Source organism: Roseibium aggregatum, assembly GCF_017309185.1.
Taxonomy (GTDB): Bacteria; Pseudomonadota; Alphaproteobacteria; order Rhizobiales; family Stappiaceae; genus Roseibium; species Roseibium aggregatum_B.
In genome coordinates, this window is sequence record NZ_JAEKJZ010000001.1 from 2,688,696 (window position 1) to 2,711,686 (window position 22,991).

A 22,991-nucleotide genomic window follows, 5' to 3' on the forward strand; every position below is an offset into this window, starting at 1 on the left:
AAAGCGATGAGAAAACGGAGTGCGAAATCTGTCCGCCGTCGGGTGCTTGGCCTGTTGGCCGGAGCGCTGACGGCCTTTGCAGTGCCTTCCTTCTTGGCTGCGGACAGCGCGCAACCGACCTACCTGCAAAGCGGCGACAACGATCTGATCGAGTTTCAAAGGGGCGGCGTTCCGGGAGCAGACAGTCCTGCCGACGACGCTATCCGCCCCGCCCCGATGGCCAGACCGGCCAAGTCCGATCCGGCACGTGACAAGACCCAATCCGTTCAAGGTTACTCCAGCGAGGCACCGGCTGGCCGGCTTGCCACAACCCCGGCTCCTCAGGCCGAGGCTGCTTCGCCCGAAACCGCTTTTGAAGAAGATCTGGCTTCCGACGCCCTGGAAGACGCCGGCGAAGGCGCCCGGGAGCGGGAAGATGAGCCGGCGGAAATCGACGCCCGGCTCGTGACGGTCTGTCTGACCAACCCCAGAAGTGCTTCTGGAGACAAAGCCTTCGACATCCGCCGCGACGGTCCTCCCCGGTTCGTTGCCGCGATCGGCGCGACCTCCTGCGCACGGTTCGAGCCGACCCAGCACACGCTTTATCTCTGGAAAACCAATGATGGCGGCAAGCTCGCCCTCATTCTCTCCAGTCCTTTGGACCTGAACGAATCCGACGGGACCAAGGTGACGCTGGATTGGGTCAGGGACCGGTGATCTAACAAAGTCTCGTCACCATCCGTGCTTGGGCCGAAAACCTGCTGGATCGGTTCCTCTTTACTTGCATCCGGGATCGGGTGACAATTTACGGGTATTGACAACGAACATTCGGTCCAATGAAGCCATCCGAGATCTTCAACGCCCACAGAGTTGAAATTCGAGACATCGTCTCCGAACACCACGCCCAAAACGCACGCGTTTTCGGGTCTGCACTGCGCGGCGACGATACCGCGGACAGCGATCTGGACATCCTTGTCGATACGACACAGCAGACCACGCTGATGGATATCGGCGCGATCCGTCACAGGCTTCGCATCCTACTGGGGATCCCAGTCGATGTTCTGACCCCCGGAGCGCTGCCGGACTCCTGCCGGGAAAGGGTCATTAAAGAAGCCCTTCCCGTATGAGCCGTGACCGGCAACGCCTCCTAGACTACCTCGCGCATATACTCGAGGCCATAAACCGTATCGAAGAATACACCGCAGAAACGGACGAAACCGTTTTTTTGACAAATACGCTCGTCCAGGATGCGGTTATTCGCAATCTTGAAGTGATCGGCGAAGCCTCCAGGAACATCGGCCAACACTATCCGTCCTTCGCAGCGGAGCATCCCGAACTGCCGCTTGCCGTGGCATATGAGATGCGAAACGCCTTGTCCCACGGCTATTTCAAAGTGGATCTGGAGATCGTTTGGAGAACAATCCACAGTGACCTTCCTTCACTTGAAAACACAGTAAGAAACGTCATTGAAAAGATTGAAAACCATTCTGATGCGGACAGAGGCTGAGGGACGAGCGCTTGCCCGGTCCCTCAGCCCTGTAATCCCTAGCGCTCGGCGACCGTCGCCAGTCTGACCAGGGTCAGGTACTCGGACCGGTAACCGAACCTGTCCGCGCCCATGTTCTCGCGGCCAAGCTTCTCCGCGGCCTCGAAGGACCAGTCCTCAAGGTATTTGCTTCCCTGCAGCAATTGGCCGAAAGACGCCACGGAAGCGGCAAACAGTGTCTCCGAAACAGGAATGTCCCGGGCGTTCGCGGAAACCGGCGTTTCGATCAGCTCGCTCTCCGATCCGCCGGGCGCCTTGTAGCGCAGCTTCACATAAGCTAGCTCGCCGGAAAGGGAAGCGTTGATAGAGGTCTCGGGCGTGGTCTCGCCACCGTAGCGAAGATCGGAGAATTTCCGCGCCGGGGATCCAACCGGCGTGATCTCGTATAGAGCGGTCACATTGTGCCCTGCCCCGATATCCCCGGCATCGACCTTGTCATTGTTGAAATCCTCGGTCTTGAGGGCGCGTGTCTCGTAACCGATCAACCGGTATTCGGCGACCGTTTCCGGGTTGAACTCGACCTGGATCTTCACATCCTGGGCAATCATCGAAATCGAACTGACAACCTGGTCCGCGAGCACCTTGCGGGCTTCCGAAAGTGTGTCGATATAGGCGGCGACCCCCTGCCCGTTCTGCGCCAGGGTCTGCATCAGTTCATCGTTGTAATTGCCCCGGCCGAAGCCAAGCACCGACAGAGCGGTCCCCTGTTTTCTCTGTTCCTCTACGTATTTCTTGAGGCTGTCTATATCCGACAGCCCGACATTGAAATCGCCGTCGGTCGCCAGAATGACCCGTGTCTGCTCGCCTTCGCCGGACATTTTTTTCGCCAGCGCATAGGCCCCCTTCAGACCGGCCTGTCCGGCTGTCGAGCCACCGGACGTCAGAGCATTGATCTTTTCCAGAATGTGGGATTTGTCGGCGACCTTGGTGGGCTCCAGGAGAACGCCCGCGGTTCCCGCGTAGGTCACAATCGCCACCTCGTCCTCGTCGCGCAACGACGACAGCAGCAGGCGGAAGGATTGCTGCAGAAGCGGCAGTTTGTTCGCCTGAGCCATCGAACCGGAGGTGTCTATCAGAAAAACGAGGTTCTGCGGCGGCAGCTCGGCCAGGGGAACCTTGTACCCCTGAATTCCGACCTGCATCAGCTTCGTGTCCGGGTTCCAGGGCGTTTCCACCACCGATACGCTCGTCGTGAACGGCGTGGTCCGATCCTCAGGGACCTTGTAGTCGTAATCGAAGTAATTGATCATTTCCTCGACGCGGACCGCGTCCGGGTGCGGCAGCCGGCCACCGGCCAAAGCGCTGCGCGTATAGGAGTAAGAGGCCGTATCGACATCGACGGAAAAGGTCGATACCGGATCCTTCACGACCCGTTTCAAAGGATTGGGATCCTCCGAAGCGAAACGCTCCCGGTCGGCTTGAGGAGCCACGGCGATCCGCGTGTTCTTTTGAAGATGAATGCCGCCACCACTGGGCGAGAGGAATTTGGGAGATGGGCCCGAATGCAGGGACATCAATCCGCCCTGCGAGGATGGCGCGGGCCTTTTCGCATCGCCAGGCCCTCTCTTGGAAACGATCGGCCCAACCGGTTTGGCCTCGGATTGAGGCGCCTCCTCCAACGTCTGTGTCTGGCCGAAGAGCCCGAGCAGCCGGCCGTCGTCCTCTGGCGCGGCGTCTTCCGCGCCTGGCGGGATCCAGCGGGTCAGCTCGCTCCAGTCCACCGTCTGGGCCGCGATGCCGACGATGGCCAGTGTCATGATGGAGGCTGAGCTGATCAAAATGGTCCTGGGCAGATGTTTGGTGATCATGGGATTTCCTTCCTGTCGCCCGAGACATGCGCCGCAAGCGAACGCGCCCGGGCTCGAAGTCATTGAAGTAGAATTGTGAAGAAGACCGCCGCACCGGAACCCGGTGCGGCCGTTAAATTTCAGACCGGGATCAGCGCAGCACCACCCGGTAGCTTTTGCCCCGGCTGCAGACCGACGTTGCGGAATTCTGCCACCAGTACCTGCCGAGGTCCCAGCGACCGTTGGATTTCAGCTTGCGGAACTGAGCGCGAATGTAGGTCTTGGCGTTGTTGACGCCTTCCAGATTGCGCTGCCAGCTGTAGGAGCCACCATTCGGGATGACCCGGTTGGTGATGTTTTCGGAACGCTTCCTGTTCGAACCGTAGTCATGGTAGTCGAGGTCGAACAGCTGGATCGGCGCCCCGGTCTGGTTCTGGACCGTGATGTTGACCTTCTTGCAGATATCAAACATCGCGTGCGCTTCATTGGGGCTTGAGAGGGAAGCCAGTCCTGCGACAGCGACAAAGCCTGCGGCGGCGGCGGTTTTCGAAAAATATTTCATAAGTCAATTCCTTTCCGTATCTGCTCTCTCGGAGCGGGTTCATCGATAAGTCGATGACGGAAAGGTGGCAGCTGGAACGCGATAACCGTATGGGGTCGATCCCCCATTCGACATGGGGAACCTCTTGTCGGGTTTGAATGTTCGTAAACGCGTCAGCCGGCTTGGCGCAACATCCGGCGCTCGTCCTCCGGCAGGGATTCGGCGACTTTCCGGGAGAAGACGGTGCCGAGGGCGATCAGAACAGGCCGTTCGAGGCCAAGCCCCGCGACACCGGCCTCCAGATCTCTCAAGGGTCCCGACCAGCGCGCCTCGTCCGGCGTGGCGATCCCCGAAACGGCAACCGCCGGCGTATCGGGTGAAAGTCCCTCCCCGGTCAGGCGCTCTCCGATCCGACCGGCCATGCGCGCGCCCATGTAGAATACCGTGGTCGTCGCCGGGTCGGTCAGCCCCTTCCAGTCGACCGTCTCCGGCAGATCGCCATGTCGGGAGTGGCCGGTGACGAAGCGAACGGACTGGGCCTTGTCGCGATGGGTCAGGGAAACGCCGAGCCGTGCCGCCATGGCGGAAGCCGCCGTGATGCCGGGAACCACGGTTGCCGGGATGCCTTCCTGCGCCAACCTGTCCAGTTCCTCGCCACCGCGCCCGAAGATCATCGGATCGCCGGATTTCAGCCGAACCACATGCTTGCCCTGATGCGCGAGTGTGACCATCAGGTTGTTGATGTCCTCCTGGCGACAGCTTTGCCGCCCCCCGCGCTTGCCGACAAGAAGCCGCTTCGCCTCGCGCCGCGCCAGTTCAAGCACCGCGTCGTCCACAAGGTCGTCGAACAGGATGACATCGGCGGACTGAAGCGCGCGAACCGCCTTCAAGGTCAGATACTCCGCGTCGCCCGGCCCCGCCCCGACCAGGGTGACGCGGCCGCTTGCTCTCGTCCTGGCATTATCCAGAAGGGTCTGCGCAAAACCGTCGTCGAGCTCCTGGGGCGCGGAGCGTCCGGAAAAGGCCAGATCGGAGAAGCGTTCCCAGAAACGCCGCCGCTCCAGCCCGGCGTTGAGAAATGACAGAACGCTGCCCCGCACCCGTCCGGCAAGCTCCGCCCAGCCTTGCAGGCTTACCGGAAGGAGTGTCTCGATCTTGCGGCGAATGGCCTGCCCCAGTATCGGCGCGACGCCGTTGGTCGAGATCCCGACCACCACCGGCGACCGGTTGACGATCGAGCCGAACAGGAAGTCGCAATAGGGCGGATTGTCGATCACATTGACGGGAATGCCGATGCCGCGCGCCAAAGAGGCAAAGGCTTCCGCCTCCTCATCGGTTTCGGCATCCGCGATCGCCAACGCCACACCATCAAAACTTCCGGTCGTCCAGGAATGCGCGTGATGAACAAATCGTCCCTTGACGCTCCCCTTTTCAAGCAGGCTTTCGAATACCGGATCCAGGGTCTCCGCATAGACGTGTACTTCGGCACCGGCGGCAGCGATCAGTTCCGCTTTCCAGGCCGCAGCGTCCGTTCCGCCCGCAAGCAAGACCTTGCGGCCTTCCAGCGGAAAGAACAGCGGCAGGCTCGCCAAAGCACTGACCCGGGCCGGACGGCGATCCTTCCTGACTTCAACCGGCTTGCGCGATTTTTGTCTCATTCGGGTTTTCCTTGGTGATCTCGTCGAGCAGGGCCTGGATTTCCGAGCGGCAGGAGCCGCAATTCGTCCCGGCCTCCAGAACGTCTCCGATCGCCTTGACGGTTGTCGCACCTTCCCTGGCGGCCGCGGCGATCTGGTTGCAGCCGATTTGAAAACAGGAGCAGACGGTCGCCCCCGGGTCCGGCCGGTCCGAAGGCGCCCGCCCCGCAAGGACCTGAGACCTCTGGCAACTTGTCAGCGCCCCGGCCGTAAGCAGTCCGCAGGCCCATTGACGGGAGACCTCGACCGGTTCTTTCGAAAAATAGACGGCGGCCTGCAGGGTGTCGTCCTTCCAGAACGCCTGACGGCTCCAGCCGGCTGCGGGGTCTTCGATCCCCGACCGGTCGTTCGCACCCGTCCCGGCCAGCCGGGCGGCAAGCACGTTGGTGTCGACTGTCTCCCGGCACGCGAACTCCAGGCGGTAACCGCCGGGAACCGGCGCAATCGCCCAGTAATCCGCAGGGACCGCGTCCGGCCGGTTGCGCAGGACGGCAAAGCCATAGACGGCCATTTCCAGTTTCGTGACCGATACCGGCGTGAACTTCGATCCGGGCTGGCCGGAATGCGGGTCCGTTTCCGGTGCCACGACCGCGTCGACCCGCCCGAGAGACGTGAACTGGTCGGTCCAGTGCATTGGCACATAGACCTCGCCGGGCTTGACCCGCTCCGTCACCAGCGCCCGCACCGCAACCCCTCCATGAGGACTTTTTACAGCGACGAGGTCCGCCGCTTGAATTCCGAGCCTTGCCGCGTCGTCGGGGTTGAGTTCCGCGAAAGGTTCCGCGATATGGCTCGTCAGGCGCGGCGTTTTGCCGGTCCGGGTCATGGTGTGCCACTGATCCCGGATGCGGCCGGTGTTCAGGGTGAACGGATAGGTCCGCTCGCGTTTGCGGGGAGCCTGGTAGGAAACCGGCACGAAGCGGCCCTTGCGGCCCTCGGTGAAAAAACCACCCTTGCTGAAAAACCGGGTTTCCCTGGCCTCGGTCCCGAACTCCTGCGGCCACTGGAAGGGAGCGAGCGCGTCATAGGTCGTCCCGGAAACAGTCCGGTAGGCCCCGATATCGAAATCGCGGGTTCCGCCGTTCTTGTAGTCGGAAAGCGCCGCATGTTCCCGGAAGATAGCAGCGGGGTCTTCATAGGCAAAGCCTGCGCCAAAGCCCATTTTCCGCGCCACTTGCGTGATCTGCCACCAGTCGGGACGCACTTCGCCAGGCAGGTCGAGGAAGGAGCGCTGGCGGGATATCCGGCGCTCGGAATTGGTGACCGTCCCGTCCTTCTCTCCCCAGGCCGCCGCCGGCAAGAGAACGTCGGCATAGCGGACCGTATCGGCCGCGCGGGTAACTTCGGAGACGGCAACAAAGGGACAGATTTCGAGCGCCTCGGCAACGCTGTCGGCATCCGGCAGACTGTCCACCGGGCTCGTTGCCATGATCCACAGCGCCTTGATCTTGCCCGCCCTGATTTCCTTGAACAGGTCGACAGCCTTCAGCCCCGGCTTACTCGCCATTTCGGGACTGTTCCAGAACTCCTGGACGATCTGTCGGTGATGCGGATTTTCCAGGGCCATATGCGCGGCCAGCATGTTGGCCAGCCCGCCGACTTCCCGCCCCCCCATTGCATTGGGTTGGCCAGTGATGGAGAACGGTCCCATTCCCGGCCTGCCAATCCGCCCGGTCGCCAGATGGGTGTTGATGATGGCGTTGACCTTGTCGGTACCGACAACGGACTGATTGACCCCCTGGCTGTAAAGCGTGACGGTCTTTTCCGTCTTCAGGACCATCTTGTAAAACAGCGCGATGTCCTGTCGGGACAGGCCGGTCTTCTCCGCGATCAAGCCGATTTCACACGGCCCCGCTACTTGAACCGCTTCCTTAAATCCTTCCGTGAATGAATTGATATATTGATCATTTGTCGCATAGGCCTCGACCAGGAATGCGAGCAATCCGTTGAAGAGGGCCACATCCGTATCCGGTTTCAGGGCCAGATGCAGATCGGCGATGGCGCAGGTCGCCGTCTGGCGCGGGTCGACCACGACGACCCGCATCGCGGGGTTGGCCGCCTTCGCCGCCTCCAGGCGCTGAAAGACAACCGGATGGCACCAGGCGAGGTTCGAGCCGACCAGAACAACCAGATCCGCCTGTTCGAGATCTTCATAGGTTCCCGGCACCGTATCGGTCCCGAAGGCCCTGCGATGCCCGGCGACCGAGGACGCCATGCACAGGCGGGAATTGGTGTCTATATTGGCCGAACCGATATAGCCCTTCATCAGCTTGTTGGCGGCGTAATAATCTTCCGTCAGGATCTGTCCGGAAACATAAAAGGCCACGCTGTCCGGACCATGCTCCGCGACAGCGTCCGAAAACCGCTTCGCCACAAGATCCAGGGCCGTGTCCCAGTCGCTGCGCTTTCCGGAAATTTCCGGGTACAGCAGCCTGTCGTCCAGGGAAAGCGTCTCGCCGAGCGCCGAGCCCTTGGAGCAAAGCCGGCCAAAGTTGGAGGGGTGATGGGGGTCACCTGCAACAGTAACGGAACCGTCCGCGTGCGGCGTTGCAAGCACGCCGCAGCCGACGCCGCAGTAGGGGCATGTTGTTCTGACCGTTTTTTCTGTTTTACCGGTCATGTTCTGCCATCCTTTGACTTTGGTTTCCGGGAGTGAACGGTCCGGAAACGGACAATGGAATCCTATTGGGGACGGATGCTGCCTCTACTCGCCCCGGCGGGCGAGATCGTCGGCGGCCAGAAGGACTTTGCCGCCTTCAACCCTTGCCGCCGTAACCGGCACCGAGCCTTCGTCCGCGCCTTTGGCAACACCGGTTGAAAGATCGAAGACCCAGTTATGCAACGGACAGGTCACCGAAGTGCCATGGACGATGCCCTGGCTGAGTGGCCCGCCCTTGTGCGGACAGCGGTCATCCAGGGCGAATACCGCATCGTCGACAGTACGGAACACCGCGATGCAACCCGCCTTGGTCTTCACCACACGTGCCCCTTCCCGCGGGATGTCGGTCAGATCGCCGATCTCGACCCAGTTTCTCGTTTCCGCGTTCATTCCGCCGCCTCCGCTTGCAGGACCGCCATCGGCCTGAATTCATGCTTGTCCTTGCCGGAGACGCGCTCCGTCCAGGGGTCGACCTGGGCGAATTTCTGGGAGAAGACGAAGCGGTCGAAATAGGCCTTGCGCTTTTCGGCATCTTCCATGATCTGCTGGCGGACCTCGTCGTAGCCGACACGCTTGGCCCACTTGTAGATCCGCTCCAGGTACCGGCCCTGCTCGCGGTACATCTGGACCAGCGCCACGATGTATTCGAGCGCCTCGTCCTCGGTCTTGACCAGGCCCAGCACCTCGGTCCCCTTGATGTCGAGGCCGGCGGCCCCGGCGAAATGGATCTCGAAGCCGCTGTCCACGCAGATAACGCCGACGTCCTTGCAGGTGGCTTCCGCGCAGTTGCGCGGACAGCCCGAGACCGCCAGCTTCACCTTTGCCGGCGTCCAGGAGCCCCACATGAATTTTTCCAGGCGCACACCGAGACCGGTGGAATCCTGCGTGCCGAACCGGCACCAGTCGGAACCGACACAGGTCTTCACCGTGCGCAGGCCCTTGGCATAGGCGTGTCCGGACACGAAACCCGCCTCGCCGAGATCCGCCCAGACAGCCGGAAGGTCATCCTTCTTGATGCCGAGCATATCGATCCGCTGGCCGCCGGTGACCTTCACCGTCGGAATGTTGAACTTGTCGACCACGTCGGCGATCGCCCTCAGTTCCTTGGAAGAGGTCTGACCGCCCCACATGCGTGGAACCACCGAATAGGTACCGTCCTTCTGGATGTTGGCGTGAACCCGCTCGTTGATGAACCGGGACTGGTAGTCGTCCGCGTACTCATCCGGCCAGTCGGAAACCAGATAGTAGTTCAGCGCCGGGCGGCACTTGGCGCAGCCGCCGGAAGAGGTCCATTCCAGTTCCTGCATGACGGAGGGAATGGTTTTCAGTTCCTTCGACTTGATGAGCCGACGCACCTCGTCGTGCCCCAGATGCGTGCAGCCGCACATGGGCGTCACCGCCGCCGGGTTGTAGGCATCGCCCAGCGTGACCTGCATGAGCTGTTCGACCAGCCCGGTGCAGGTGCCGCAGGATGCGGAGGCCTTGGTATGCGCGCGCACGCCGTCGAGCGTCGTCAGCCCCTTGTCCTTGATCGCCGATACGATCTTGCCCTTGCAAATGCCGTTGCAGCCGCAGATTTCCGCATCATCCGGCAAGGCTGCAACGGCCGCCGTAGGGTCCAGGGGGGCGCCCCCCTGGTAGGCCTGGCCGAAAATCAGTGTCTCGCGCATCTCCGAGACGTCGGTTCCCTTCTTCAGGAGATCGAAGAACCACGGACCGTCGGCGGTCTCACCGTAGAGCACGGCGCCGATGATCTTGTTGTCCTTCAGGACCAGACGCTTGTAGACGCCTGCTGAAGCATCCCGAAGCACGATTTCCTCGCGGTCGTCGCCTTCCACGAAGTCGCCGGCCGAATAGAGATCGACGCCGGTCACCTTCAGCTTTGTCGCGGTGACCGAGCCGGTGTACTCGGATGTCTCACCCAGCAGATTGTCGGCAATCACCCCGGCCATTTCGTAGAGCGGTGCGACGAGGCCGTAGCACATGCCCTGGTGCTCGACGCATTCCCCCAGCGCGAATATGTCCGGATCGCTCGTGCGCATGTCGTCGCCAACCAGAACGCCCCGGTTGGTCTCCAGACCGATCGCCTTGGCGAGATCGGCCGAAGGACGGATACCGACCGCCATGACGACGATGCTCGCCTCGATCTCCGTGCCGTCATCGAGCCGGATGGCCCTGACCTTGCCGGTCCCGTCATCGACGATTTCGTGGCTGTTGGCCTTGGTGCGCACGTCGATGCCGCGCCGCTTGAACTCTTCCTCAAGAAGAAAACCGGCGGACGGGTCGAGCTGACGCTCCATCAGGGTTGGCATCAGGTGCAGGACCGTGACCTCCATGCCCTGCATTTTCAGGCCGGCCGCCGCTTCCAGCCCGAGCAGACCACCACCGATGACAACCGCCCGTCCGCCGCGCTTGGCGGCCGCAAGCATCTTTTCGACATCGTCCAGATCCCGGTAGGTCAGAACCCCGTCCAGATCCTTGCCCGGAAGCGGAATGATGAAGGGATTGGACCCGGTCGCGATCACCAGCTTGTCATAAGGCGCCGTGATCCCGTTTTCGGAAGTCACCGTCTTCGCCTCGCGGTCGATTTCGCTGACACGCGCGGATTTGTGCAGCGTCACGGCGTTTTCGGCGTACCAGGCGTCGCCATGAGTGATGATGTCTTCGTAGGTCTTTTCACCGGAAAGGACCGGAGACAGCATCAGCCTGTTGTAGTTGACCCGGGGTTCCGCGTTGAAAATCGTGACGTCGTAAGCATCCTTGTCCTTGTCGAACAGGAATTCCAGCATCCGGCCGGGCGCCATGCCGTTGCCGACGATTACCAGCTTCTGTTTGGTCATGCCTCTCCCCCTTCCTTTCATTCAGCTGCCTGAATGGCGGCCTTTTGCCTTGCCATCCGGGTTGCGCGTTTTTCCTGAATCGACTTGAGTTGCTCCTCGCTCGGATCGGCGCCGCCCTCATAGGCTTCCAGAAAGTCCAGAAGCTCTTCGCGGTACGCGTAGTAATCCGGGTGGGCGAGCAGTTCCTTGCGCGAGCGCGGCCGGGGCAGATCGACTTCCATGATGTTGCCGATGCGGGCATTCGGCCCGTTCGACATCATCACGACGCGGTCGGCGAGCAGGATGGCCTCATCCACATCGTGGGTGACGCAAACCGCCGTAACCTGGGTCCGTTTCCAGACGTCCATCAACACGTCCTGAAGTTCCCAGCGCGTCAGACTGTCGAGCATCCCGAACGGCTCGTCGAGCAGAAGAAGCTTCGGCGACAGCGCGAAGGCCCGGGCGATGCCGACCCGCTGCTTCATGCCGTTTGACAGATCCGACGCCGGTTTTTCCATCGCGTCCGCAAGACCGACCTTGGACAGGTAATATTCGATGACGTCGCGTTTTTCGGCCTTTGACGCATCGGGATAGACCTTGTCGACACCCAGAGCCACGTTCTCGTAAGCGGTCAGCCAGGGCATCAGGCTCGGCGCCTGGAACACAACAGCCCGGTCCGGCCCCGCCTGGGTAACATGGGTGCCGTCCAGAACAATCGTGCCTTCGGTGATCGGGTTGAGACCGGCCACCATGGACAGAACCGTCGACTTGCCGCAGCCCGAATGACCGATCAGGGTGATGAATTCCCCTTTCTTCATTTTCAGCTCGAAGCCATCGACCACCGTCAGCGGGCCTTTGGGTGTCGGATAGACCTTCTTGAGCTGCGAGAATTCCAGGTACCGGTCCTGCGTGACGGATTCCGACGCTCGCTGATAGGCCTCCGGTAGTTTTTCGCCCTTTTTCGGTCGCTGGGTGATCGGAACGATGTCAGGCAGAACGATGTCGCGTTCAAGATCGCTACCGCGCTCCGCACCGGCTTCCATGAGAAATTCGGTCACTTCCGCACGCAGACGGATGAAGTCGTCATCGTGGTTGAGTTCGCCCCGGTCACGCGGGCGCTTGAAGGGAACCTTGAATTCCGGTCCGAGCGTCGCCGGCGTTCCCGGTTTCAGGGGAACGATCCGGTCCGCCAGCAGGATCGCCTCGTCCACATCGTTGGTAATGAGAACGATGGTCTTCTTCTCCTGCTCGCAGATCGCGGCGAACTCGTCCTGAAGCTTGGACCGGGTCAAGGCGTCCAGCGCCGACAGCGGTTCGTCGAGCAGCAGCAGTTCCGGCCGCATCGCAAGCGCCCTTGCCACGGCAACGCGCTGGCGCATTCCGCCGGACAGTTCCGCGGGCTTGCGGTCCTTGGCGTGGCCGAGCCTGACCATCTCGATATACTTGTCGCAGATGGCCTTGCGCTCGGAAGCGCTCTTTTTCTTGAAGACGGTGTCCACCGCCAGTGCCACATTGCCCGCGACCGAAAGCCAGGGCATCAGGGAATAGGACTGGAACACCACGCCCCGGTCCGGATGCGGCCCGTCGATTTCCTTGCCCTTGAAAATGATCCCCCCGGTATCGGCCTCAATCAGGCCCGCCAGAAGGGAGATCAGGGTGGTTTTGCCGGTTCCCGAGAAGCCGACGATGGCGATGAACTCGCCCTCGTCCACTTTCAGGTTGATGTTGTCCAGCACGTCGGTCCGGTTGGCGCCTTCGCCGTAGGACTTGGAGACGCCGGAGATTTCCAGAAAGGACATATCCGTCTCCTTAACGGTTCGCGCTGAACGTGAAGGCGCGCTGCAGGGCGAACATCAGCCGGTCGAGCATGAAGCCGATGATGCCGATGGTCAGAACGGCGACCATGATTTTCGCAAGCGATTGGGAGGACCCGTTCTGGAACTCGTCCCAGACGAATTTTCCGAGACCCGGGTTCTGCGCCAGCATCTCCGCGGCGATCAGCACCATCCAGCCCACACCGAGCGACAGGCGCAGACCGGTAAAGATCAGCGGCAGCGACGACGGCAGGACCAGCTTGGTGATGGTCTTCCAGGTCGGCAGTTGCAGCACCCGGCCGACGTTCATCAGATCCTTGTCGACGGAGGCCACGCCCAGCGCCGTGTTGATCAGGGTCGGCCACATGGAGCAGAGCGTCACGGTGACGGCCGAGATCAGCAGGGACTTGGACAGCCAGTCGACCGGGTTGGCATAGGTCGCCGAGACGATCATGGTGACGATCGGCAACCAGGCCAGCGGCGAGACCGGCTTGAAGATCTGGATCAGCGGGTTGATCGCGCCGTTGAAGGTCCGCGACAGGCCGGAGGCGATCCCGAGCGGCACGGCGATGATCGTCGCGATCAGGAAGCCGAGACCGACGGTCTTCAGGGACGTACCGATCTGATCGATATAGGTCGGCTTGCCCGTGTAGCTCCGCCACTTGATCTTGTCGGTCTTGCCCTCCGCCTCGTATTTGGCATTGCGCTTGTCCTGACGCTCGTAGAAGGCAGCGGCCTTCTCACGCTCGCGAACGTGATCGTCCCACAGGTTGAGCGTCTGTGACCAGACCTGAGCGGGCCCCGGCACGGCGCCGAGCGAGGTCTGAACCTGAGGCGCCAGCACTCCCCAAAGCACCAGGAAGGCGGCAATGCCCAGGAGCGGGATCAAAAGCACCCGCTTGAGTTCGCCAAGCTGTTCCTTCGGGCTGTCGCCCGCGGCGATTTTCAGAAGTGGCACGCTCCAGGACAGACCCAATGCGTCCAGCCAGCCGGCGGCTTTGTTGATGCGTGTGAATAGTTTCTCCCGGCGCGCGGTCCGTGCAAGGTCCTGACCGCCGGCGGTCTCAACATTGGCCATCTCGATGTTCCTTGGCTCGAAAATCTGGTGCTTCGTGTAGCTATTGGAAAAAGGGAGCGGCGGGGCTGCCTCCGCCGCTCCGATCGAGCGGAATTAACCGCCGACGACCTCGCTGCCATTCACGACCTGCTTGCCTTTCAAGCCGATCGGCAGGCTGTCGATGTAGGCGTTGGGCTGCTTGCCGTCATATGCAACACCGTCGATGATGTCGCCGGCCGGCGTCGGAGCGCGGTAACCGTCGGAATCCCACGGGAAGTCTTCCTTGGCCACATGGCCTTCCTCGACCAGCATCTCGGCGGCCTTGAGATAGATGTCCGGGCGATAGACGGATTTGGCCACTTCGTCGTACCAGCTGTCGGGCTTGTATTCGCCGATCTGACCCCAGCGGCGCATCTGGGTGAGATACCAGACGGCGTCGGAGTAGTAAGGGTATGTCGCGAAGTAGCGGTAGAAGACGTTGAAGTCCGGAACGTCGCGTTTGTCGCCCTTCTCGTATTCGAAGGTCCCGGTCATGGAGTTGGCGATCACCTCCGCGTCTGCCCCGACATATTCGGAGCGCGACAGGATCTCGACCGCTTCCATGCGGTTGGCGTTGTCATTCTCGTCGAGCCACTTTGCCGCGCGGATCAGCGCCTTGGTGATGGCAAGCGTGGTGTTCGGATATTCCTCGGTGAATTCCTTGGTCAGACCGAAGACTTTTTCCGGGTTGTTCTTCCATATCTCATAGTCGGTGATAACCGGAACGCCGATGCCCTTGAATACAGCCTGCTGGTTCCAGGGCTCGCCCACGCAATAGCCGTAGATGGTACCTGCTTCCAGCGTTGCCGGCATCTGCGGCGGCGGCGTCACGGACAGAAGCGCGTCTGCCTTGATCTGACCGGAAATGTCCGTGTCGGAATAAAAGCCCGGATGAATGTCGCCGGAGGCGAGCCAGTAGCGCAGTTCGTAGTTATGCGTCGAAACCGGGAAAACCATGCCCATGTTGAACGGCTTGCCGTCGGCCTTGAACTTCTCGACGACCGGCTTCAGAGCGGTGGCCTTGATCGGATGCACCGGCTTGCCGTCGTCCTGCATTTCCAGGTGCGGCTTCATCATTTCCCAGATGTCGTTGGAAACGGTAATGCCGTTGCCGTTCAGATCCATCGAGAAGGGCGTCACGATATGCGCCTTGGTGCCGAACCCGATGGTCGCGGCCAGCGGCTGACCGGCAAGCATATGCGCGCCGTCGAGCTCGCCGGTGATCACCCGGTCGAGCAGCACCTTCCAGTTTGCCTGCGGCTCGAGCGTAACGAACAGCCCCTCTTCCTCGAAATAACCGAGTTCATAGGCAACGGCGAGCGGCGCCATGTCGGTCAGCTTGATGAAACCGAAGGTCAGCTCGTCCTTCTCGACATCCAGCATTTCCGCAAAGGCGCTGGAAGCAGGCATCAAAGCGGTTGCGGCCATCAAGGCGCCAAGTGCGGTTCTGCGGGTCACTTTAAAGGTCTTTGCCATTGTCACGTCCTGTTCCCTCTATTGTCCCGTGCCATCATCCCTGGCAGGGGGGCAAAACAAAAAAGCCGCCGAGCTGACCCTGCATGTATGGGAGGAGAACCATGCAAGTCAGATCGGCGGCTTTGCCTGAGCACCCGGCAATGGGTGCGGTATCTCGTAGGCCGACGTTGGCCACAAAATATCGAAAGCACGAAGCGTGCCAGTTTAGAATATTTATACTTCTTTTAATAATTTCAGCACTTTAGAAAAATTCTGAAATTTAGCTGTCACACCAGTCTGCACACTATGTTGGCCCAATCAGAAGGCAATTGAGCTTTTTTTGTGCAACGCAACGTCATCCAGGTGACCGAAAAAACGTTGCTTCCTCATGCTCCCGGCGGGTTTCAGACGTCGTCAAAGAGGCGGAAAGCCGGCTCCGACAATGCGTCGGTCAGAGCCAGGGCCGACCGGTAGATCGACGGCGAAAACACCTTCCGCACCTCTGACCTGGCATCCTCGGACGGGCTGGCCTGGCCCCACCTGACCATTTGCTCGAAGAGCCAATCGCCGTAGGCTCCCGCGGGGGCCGCCTTCGCCCCGCCGGTGAAGGTGAGGAAATCGGAGATCAGTCTGGTTGTGTTCTTGCCGAACCGCATTTGACCGGTCAGGGCCGGCCGGCAGATCTCGATCGGGCAGGCCAGGTAGTCGGGTCCGGAAAGGAGTTCGGCGAGCGTCTCCGCGTTGCCCACGTCGGCACACCAGTCGGCTGCCGCCGACAGCGCCCTGAGAAGCGCGGCCAGAACGTCCGGTTGCGTCTCCGCCCATTTCCGGGTCACGCCGAGTACCTTCTCCGGGCTGTCGGGCCAGATCGCCTGTTTGTAGGTCGCAATTCGGCCCGTCCCCGCCACCACAGCCGCCGTGTTCCAGGGCTCACCGACGCAATATCCGTCGAGTTGGCTCTCTGCCAGCGCATCCGCCATAAGCTGCGGAGCAAGAACATTGAGCTCCACGTCATCGTCGGGATCGATGCCGGCGGCGGCCAGCCAGTAGCGCAACTCATAGGCATGACAGGAAAACGGGTGAACCACGCCGAACCGCAAAGGAGCATGCCCCTTGCTTCTCCGCTCCTGAATCACCTTTGCCAGCGCAGCGCCGGTTGACGCGGGATCTCCGCCGGCGTCCGCCCCGGCAGAAGCCATTCCTGCCCAGAGGGCGGCCGATACGGTGATGGCGTTGCCGCCGAGCCCAAGCAGCATGGGCGCCAGGGTCGGCACGGCCAGGCTCGTCAGGTTCAGACTGGCGGCGATAGGCATCGGCGCGAGCATGTGCGCGACATCGAAATGCCCGACCGCGATACGGTCGCGGATATTCGCCCAGGACGTTTCCCGGACCAGCTTCAAGGCGATGCCTTCCCGCTCCGCGAAGCCCATTCGGGAAGCGGCGACAAGCACCGCGCTGTCAAGCAGGGGAATATACCCGGCAATGACCGGTTTCAGTTGAGTGTCCATTGTCCTCCGGTCTCCTGACAGGCCGCTCCTCCCCGACCGGTGCATGTCCTTGTTGTCATCATTATTCTCCCAGGAGACCGCTCGCGATCACCAGGCTCTGTGCGACGTCGATGATCTTGCGGTTCTGGTTCATGGCCGTCCGCCGCAGAAGGTCGTAGGCTTCCTGTTCGCTCAGCCCCTTGGATTTCATGAGAATGCCCTTGGCCCGGTCGACGGTCTTGCGGTCGGCAAGTTCGGTTCGGGCTTCCTCGAGTTCTTCCGCCAGCTTCGAGAATGCCCGGAACCGGCTGATTGCCATATCGAGGATCGGTTTCACCCTCTCCCGCTTCAAGCCGTCGACGATATAGGCCGAAACACCCGCGTCGACGGCGGCTTCGATGGAATGGCTGTCCGACTTGTCGACAAACATCGCGATCGGACGGCGCACGGCCCTCGAGACCTGGAACATGTGCTCAAGCTGGTCACGGTTGGGGTTTTCCAGATCGATGACGATCACATCCGGATTGATATCCGCGATCTGCCGGACGAGTCCTTCCATCTGATGGACAAGAATAACCCGCTCGTGCCCCGCATCGCGCAATCCCTGCTCGATGATGGACGCCCGGATCTTGTTGTCGTCTATGACCAGTATCGAAAGCCCGCCGCTCATGCCGCCATTATGCGCAGAGCCATTTGTTATGCAACATTTATGCTGCGGCGCAGCAACCGCAGCCGGCACTCTTTGCCTCAAGCGGCAATTCGGCACTGGACAGTATCCCCTTCCCCAAGAAAGATGCGCACCGATCCTGACCGGAAAGACGGAACCCCTATGGAAAAGCAGACCGGCCGCCTCAAGAACACTTTAAGCCTTGGTCAACTGCGCGCCCTGGAAGCTGTTGTTCGCACGGGCAGTTTTTCCGCGGCGGCGAAGGAAATCGGCGTATCGCAACCGTCCATCTCAAACCACGTGCAAGGCCTGGAGACCCGATTCAAAACCAAGCTTCTGGCCAAGTCCGGCTATTCGGTGTCGGCGACGCCAACCCTTCAAAGCCTGTTGCCGAAGATCCGGGCCGTTCTGGCTCTTACCAGGGATCTGGAAACGGAACTGTCTCAAACGCAGGCGCTTGCCTCCGGCGAACTCAGGATCGGCTACTCAACCTATCAGCTCGCGATCCCCAGGATCTCAGCCTTCATGTCCATGCACCCGGAAATCACCATCGAAGCCCGGGCGCTCGCCACACTGGATATTCTCGGCCTGTTCGAAAACGGCGAGATCGATATCGGGTTCATCACCAGCCGGGAAATTCCCGCCGGCCTCGACGGCGAACTAATGGTACAATCCCGGATCGTGATAGCCGCCCTTCCGGACCACCCCCTCGTCGGGAAAGGCAAGGCCACCTGGGACGACATCGCCAGTCTCTCCATTCTGCAGCGGGAAGGCTCTTCCGGAACGCGCAAGATTTTCGAAGCGGCCGCCACGGTTGCCGGCATCAAGCCGCGAACCGTCCTGGCGCTTGGGTCCTGGGGATCGATCGCCACACTGATCCGCTCGGGTGTCGGCGTCGGTATCGCCATGGAGGCGGAGATCACCGAACGGGACGGAATAGTGCCCATTCAGATCGACGATCCCTCCCTGAAGGCAAATCATTATGCTGTCTGGCAAAAGGACATGGAAAAGGTCGCCGCCGTGGAAGCGTTTCGGGAAGGCCTGCATGCTCTTTGACAGTTCCATGTCACCGCGCATTCCATAATTTGAAATTATACATTTGAGAATTTCATCATACTGTTAAGAACGAAGCGTCTTTAGGGCCTCGCACATTTTTCCGTCGAGGAGCCAAGCATGACCTTCAAGTCCCTTCTTCTGTCCGGCGCAGCCCTGGCTGTTCTGGCGTCGCCTGCCCTGGCCAACTGCCCGTCAGTCACAGTTGCCGACATGAAAGGCCTCACCGCCGACTATCCGCAGCAATTCGAATTGGCCGAGTTTGAAGAAAAGGCGTCCTGCGCTCTGACCTTCAACCAGAACCCTGACATCAACGGCCTGAACGGTAGAATTCTAGGCAACGGCGCGCTTTCCGAGGTTGCCGAACGCCTCCCGGCAGAGCCCCTGGTTGTTGCTCCTTACGACAAGATCGGCACCTATGGCGGCGTGCTGACCGGAATTTCCAAGGGCACGGAATCCGGCACCTCCGACCTTTTGTCCGTTCGCCACGTCAATTTCGTTCGCTATGCCGACGACCTGCAGACCGTTGTCCCGAACGTTGCCAAGGGCTGGTCCTGGAACGATGGCTACACCGAACTCACCATCACCCTGCGCGAGGGTCATAAGTGGTCCGACGGTGAACCCTTCACGGCTGAAGACGTCGCCTTTTGGTACAACGACATCATCCTGAACCCGGACGTCTACGAAAAAACGCCCGGCCGCTGGTTGTTTGCCGGCGAAAAGGTCAAGGTGGAAGCCCTTGACCCGCTCACCGTCAAATTCACCTTCCCGGTTCCGACACCAGGCATCTTGAACCGCTTCGCCACCGACTACGGCCAGCCGTTCCAGCCGAAGCACTTCCTCGGCCAGTTCATGCCGAAATACAACGAGAACGCCGAAGCGCTCGCCAAGGAACACGGCTTTGAAAACGCAGCCGCCGCCGTCGACTTCTACTATGGCGGCTCCGATTGGAAAGACGTCCCCTCGCCGCTTCTGAAAGATGGCGACAAGGCCGCCAAGATCGGTCGCGCGGTCGTGCCGACGCTGGAAAGCCACATCGTCGTGGAGGAATCGTCCGAAGGCCGCAAACTGGTTGCCAACCCCTACTTCCACATGGTGGACACGGCCGGCAACCAGCTGCCCTACATTCCCGAGATCTCCGAAATCTATATCGGCGACAAGGAAGTCCAGAACCTCAAGATCATGAACGGCGAAGTGGTCTGGAAACAGCAGGCAATCTTCCTGGAAGACTTTCCGCTTCTGAAAGAGAACGAAGCCAAGGGCAATTACACCGTCTCCTTCGCTCCGACCTTCGGCGAGAATGTCTTCTTCTCCTTCAACCGGACCCACAAGGACCCAGTCCTCGCGGAGATCTTCTCCGACGTCCGCTTCAACCGGGCGATGTCCCATGCCATGAACCGCGACGAGATCAACGAGATCGTCTATCTGGGCCAGGGCACTCCGATGCAGGGCGTTCCGGCTGAGCAAAAAACGGTCACCTTCATCACCCAGGACATGCTGAACAAGGACATCGCCTACGATGTCGACGCCGCCAAGGCCCTGCTTGCGGAAATGGGACTGAAAGACAGCGACGGCGACGGCACGCTGGAGCGTCCGGACGGCAAACCTCTCGTTGTGCGCATGGTCTATTCCACGCAGGGCGTGCCGGTGAAAATGATGGAACTGGTGCGCGACTACTGGTCTGCTGCCGGTGTTCGTGTCGACCTGAAGGAAGTCACCTCCGACGAATACCGCGCCGCCGGCAACAACAACGACCTCGACGTCACCACCTGGAAATATGACGGCAACGCCGGCCCGACCATCTCCCAGGACGTCACCGCCTTCATCCCGCCGTTCGGCGACTACTTCAATCCGGGCACGGGCTTCGAATGGGCCGCCTGGAAGGAATCCAACGGCGCGGAAGGCACCGAGCCTCCGGCGGACATCAAGAAGCTTTGGGATCTGTCGGAGAAGTTCATTCAGGTCGAAATGGGGTCCGAGGAAAGCAACAAGCTGGGCCAGGAAATCGCCCAGATCCACGTCGACAACCTGCTGAAGATCGGCACGGTCGGCGACATCGTCGCTCCCTTCATGTACCGCAACGACCTGAAAAACGTGAAGCCGATCAAGGCGAAGACCTACGACTTCTACTGGACCTATCCGTACCGCCCGCAACAGTGGTCGCTCGAACAGTAAGACGTTCTTGAACGGCACCGGGGCGCACGCGCCCCGGTGTGCTTTATTTCACGCCGGGGAGAGGTCCGATGCTGCGCTTCACGCTCGAACGCCTTGCGGGCATGGTTGTCACCATGGCCCTCGTGTCCGTGATGGTCTTCATCATCATGGAAATCCCGCCCGGCGATTACGCCGACCGCTATGCCTTCCGCAAGTTTTCAGGCACCGGGGTCAGCGTGACGGAAGCCGATGTCGCGGCGATCCGCAGCGACCTTGGCCTCGATAAGCCAATGGTGCTGCGCTATTTCGACTGGATCGGCGGCATCGTGTTGCGTGGCGACTTCGGACAGGCCTTCGCCTTCGAAACCTCGGTGGTGAAAGTCATCGGAGACAAGGCCTGGCTGACACTCGGCATCCTCCTGACGACGCTTCTTCTGACGTACGCGATTTCAGTGCCTGTCGGGATCTACGCCGCCGTCAAGCGCGGTTCTGCGGTCGATTACGGGCTGACCATCTTTTCCTACCTCGGACTGGCGCTGCCCAACTTCCTGCTCGCTCTGATCCTGCTTTATTTCGCCAACAAATGGTTCGGGGCCGATATCGGCGGACTGTTTTCCACCCGCTATCAGGACGCTCCCTGGTCGCTTGGCAAGTTCTGGGACCTCGTCAAGCACCTGTGGCTGCCCGCCGTCGTCCTCGCCTGGTCCGCTGTCGCCTATCAGATCCAGACGATGCGCGCGACCATGTCGGACGAGCTGAACCGCCTGTCGGTAACGGCAGCCCGTGCACGCGGCGTCCCGGAAGGAAAGCTTCTGCTGAAATATCCGGCGCGCCTCGCGATCAATCCGATCGTCTCCACCATAGGCTTCGACGTGAACCGCATCTTTTCCGAACTGCCCATCGTCGCCGCCGTACTGGGCCTCACCGAACTCGGCGAACTTCTGCTCAAGGCCTATCTCGATCTCGACATGTATGTCGCCGGGGCGATCCTGCTCTTGCTGACCTTCATCATCGTTTTCATGAATTTCGTTTCCGATCTTCTGCTGGCGTGGCTCGACCCGCGCATCAAACTGGGGGCCTGATCCATGACGGACGCAACAACGGGCGCGCCTGGCAAACAAGAGGAAAAAGAACGCCAGAAGCGGCTGAAATATTACTCGGCCTCGCAGTGGACGCTGATCTGGTGGCGGTTCCGACGTCACCGAGCGGCGATGGTCGCAGGCACCATCCTCGGCCTCATGGCGCTGCTCGGCGTTTTCGCCGAATTCGTCGCGCCCTACGGGCCGACGACCAGGGACACCAAATATATCGACGGCGCACCGCAGATCCCGATGTTCTGCGACCAGAACGGCTGCTCGGCCACGCCCTTCATCCACGGGGTCTCCACAAAGCGCGATCCGGTCACCCTGCGCGCCATCTCGGTGCCCGATCCGGACAAGAGGGTCTACGTCGCCTTCCTGGCGTCCGGCGAGGAAACGCGGGTACTCGGCTTCATTCCCACCACGATCCATTTGTTCGGCCTCTCGGATGCGAACGCCAAATTGCATCTCTGGGGCACCGACGACCTGGGCCGCGATGTCTTTTCCCGCACCATGTACGCGACCCGCACCTCGCTTTCCATCGGCGTGCTCGGCGTCCTGATTTCCTTCGTCTTGGCGCTTCTGATCGGCGGCGTCGCCGGATATGCCGGCGGCATGACCGACAATGTGATCCAGCGCGTCACCGAGGTGGTCCGCGTGGTGCCCATTATCCCGCTCTACATGGGTCTGGCGGCCGCCATGCCGAAGGAATGGTCGACCACCCAGGTCTACTTCGCCATGACCCTGATCCTCGGCCTGTTCGGCTGGCCCACCCTCGCCCGGCGGATCCGCTCCCAGCTCCTGTCCATCCGAAGCGAGGACTTTGTGATCGCGGCCCGTCTGGCCGGTGCCCGTCCCGGCCGTATCATCGGCCAGCACATGCTGCCGAGTTTCACCAGTTTCATCATCGTCGACCTGGTGATTTCCTTTCCCTACATGATCCTGTCGGAAACCGCGCTTTCCTTCGTCGGTCTCGGCCTGCGTCCACCGACCGTGTCCTGGGGTGTGCTTCTGCAGCAGGCCCAGTCGGTCCGGGTGATCGAACAGACCCCCTGGCTCTTCATACCGGCCGTTTTCGTCGTGGTGGCGGTTCTCGCCTTCACCGTTATCGGCGACGGCCTGCGCGACGCGGCCGACCCCTACAGCGAAGCCCAATGA

At 61.0% G+C, this 22,991-nt stretch carries 18 protein-coding genes; 7 read left to right on the forward strand and 11 right to left on the reverse strand.

Annotated features, from left to right (window positions below):
- Positions 1-6: 6 nt before the first annotated feature.
- From JF539_RS11805 to JF539_RS11815, 3 genes are all read left to right on the forward strand, one after another.
- Positions 7-696, forward strand: a complete 690-nt coding sequence (locus JF539_RS11805; RefSeq protein WP_207140586.1) for a hypothetical protein — start codon at positions 7-9, stop codon at positions 694-696.
- 119 nt (positions 697-815) lie between these two features.
- Positions 816-1,106 (forward strand): nucleotidyltransferase family protein, encoded by a 291-nt coding sequence (locus JF539_RS11810; RefSeq protein ID WP_207140589.1) that lies wholly within the window; start codon positions 816-818, stop codon positions 1,104-1,106.
- Positions 1,103-1,486 (forward strand): DUF86 domain-containing protein, encoded by a 384-nt coding sequence (locus tag JF539_RS11815; protein WP_207140590.1) that lies wholly within the window; start codon positions 1,103-1,105, stop codon positions 1,484-1,486. Before JF539_RS11810 ends, JF539_RS11815 begins: the two co-directional genes overlap by 4 nt.
- Positions 1,487-1,524: 38 nt before the next feature.
- Here JF539_RS11815 and JF539_RS11820 read toward each other — a convergent pair whose 3' ends face one another.
- From JF539_RS11820 to JF539_RS11870, 11 genes are all read right to left on the reverse strand, one after another.
- Positions 1,525-3,333, reverse strand: coding sequence for a vWA domain-containing protein (locus JF539_RS11820; protein WP_207140591.1), 1,809 nt, complete (start codon positions 3,331-3,333; stop codon positions 1,525-1,527).
- Positions 3,334-3,463: 130 nt separating this feature from the next.
- Positions 3,464-3,874: a hypothetical protein gene (locus JF539_RS11825; protein ID WP_207140592.1), complete on the reverse strand. Its 411-nt coding sequence runs from the start codon at positions 3,872-3,874 to the stop codon at positions 3,464-3,466.
- A 152-nt stretch (positions 3,875-4,026) separates the two neighbouring features.
- Complete coding sequence (cysG, locus tag JF539_RS11830) at positions 4,027-5,511, reverse strand: siroheme synthase CysG (protein WP_209017103.1); 1,485 nt, start codon at positions 5,509-5,511, stop codon at positions 4,027-4,029.
- Positions 5,483-8,170, reverse strand: a complete 2,688-nt coding sequence (locus JF539_RS11835) for a nitrate reductase (protein WP_207140593.1) — start codon at positions 8,168-8,170, stop codon at positions 5,483-5,485. Before JF539_RS11835 ends, cysG begins: the two co-directional genes overlap by 29 nt.
- A gap of 84 nt (positions 8,171-8,254) precedes the next feature.
- On the reverse strand, positions 8,255-8,599 hold the full coding sequence (gene nirD / locus JF539_RS11840) for a nitrite reductase small subunit NirD (RefSeq protein ID WP_207140594.1): 345 nt from the start codon (positions 8,597-8,599) through the stop codon (positions 8,255-8,257).
- On the reverse strand, positions 8,596-11,049 hold the full coding sequence (gene nirB, locus JF539_RS11845; protein WP_207140595.1) for a nitrite reductase large subunit NirB: 2,454 nt from the start codon (positions 11,047-11,049) through the stop codon (positions 8,596-8,598). The genes nirD and nirB overlap by 4 nt, the downstream gene beginning before the upstream one ends.
- A 17-nt stretch (positions 11,050-11,066) precedes the next feature.
- On the reverse strand, positions 11,067-12,827 hold the full coding sequence (locus tag JF539_RS11850) for an ABC transporter ATP-binding protein (protein ID WP_207140601.1): 1,761 nt from the start codon (positions 12,825-12,827) through the stop codon (positions 11,067-11,069).
- Between the two features lie 10 nt (positions 12,828-12,837).
- On the reverse strand, positions 12,838-13,920 hold the full coding sequence (locus JF539_RS11855; protein ID WP_207140602.1) for an ABC transporter permease: 1,083 nt from the start codon (positions 13,918-13,920) through the stop codon (positions 12,838-12,840).
- Positions 13,921-14,013: 93 nt separating this feature from the next.
- A complete protein-coding gene (locus tag JF539_RS11860; protein ID WP_207140603.1) occupies positions 14,014-15,414 on the reverse strand; it encodes a CmpA/NrtA family ABC transporter substrate-binding protein in 1,401 nt (466 codons plus the stop codon).
- Between the two features lie 383 nt (positions 15,415-15,797).
- Entirely contained in the window at positions 15,798-16,901 is a 1,104-nt protein-coding gene (locus JF539_RS11865; RefSeq protein WP_207140605.1) for a CmpA/NrtA family ABC transporter substrate-binding protein, read from the reverse strand.
- A gap of 61 nt (positions 16,902-16,962) precedes the next feature.
- Positions 16,963-17,550: an ANTAR domain-containing response regulator gene (locus tag JF539_RS11870; protein WP_207140606.1), complete on the reverse strand. Its 588-nt coding sequence runs from the start codon at positions 17,548-17,550 to the stop codon at positions 16,963-16,965.
- 159 nt (positions 17,551-17,709) lie between these two features.
- On the opposite strand from JF539_RS11870, the gene JF539_RS11875 reads away from it, so the two are divergent.
- The 4 genes from JF539_RS11875 (at position 17,710) to JF539_RS11890 (ending at position 22,991) form a co-directional block, all read left to right on the forward strand.
- The gene (locus JF539_RS11875; protein WP_207140607.1) at positions 17,710-18,603 is read left to right on the forward strand and encodes a LysR family transcriptional regulator; all 894 of its coding nucleotides are present in this window, start codon (positions 17,710-17,712) and stop codon (positions 18,601-18,603) included.
- A gap of 117 nt (positions 18,604-18,720) precedes the next feature.
- Positions 18,721-20,775, forward strand: a complete 2,055-nt coding sequence (locus tag JF539_RS11880) for an ABC transporter substrate-binding protein (protein ID WP_207140608.1) — start codon at positions 18,721-18,723, stop codon at positions 20,773-20,775.
- 68 nt (positions 20,776-20,843) lie between these two features.
- A complete protein-coding gene (locus tag JF539_RS11885; RefSeq protein ID WP_209017104.1) occupies positions 20,844-21,836 on the forward strand; it encodes an ABC transporter permease in 993 nt (330 codons plus the stop codon).
- 3 nt (positions 21,837-21,839) lie between these two features.
- Positions 21,840-22,991: an ABC transporter permease gene (locus JF539_RS11890; protein ID WP_207140611.1), complete on the forward strand. Its 1,152-nt coding sequence runs from the start codon at positions 21,840-21,842 to the stop codon at positions 22,989-22,991.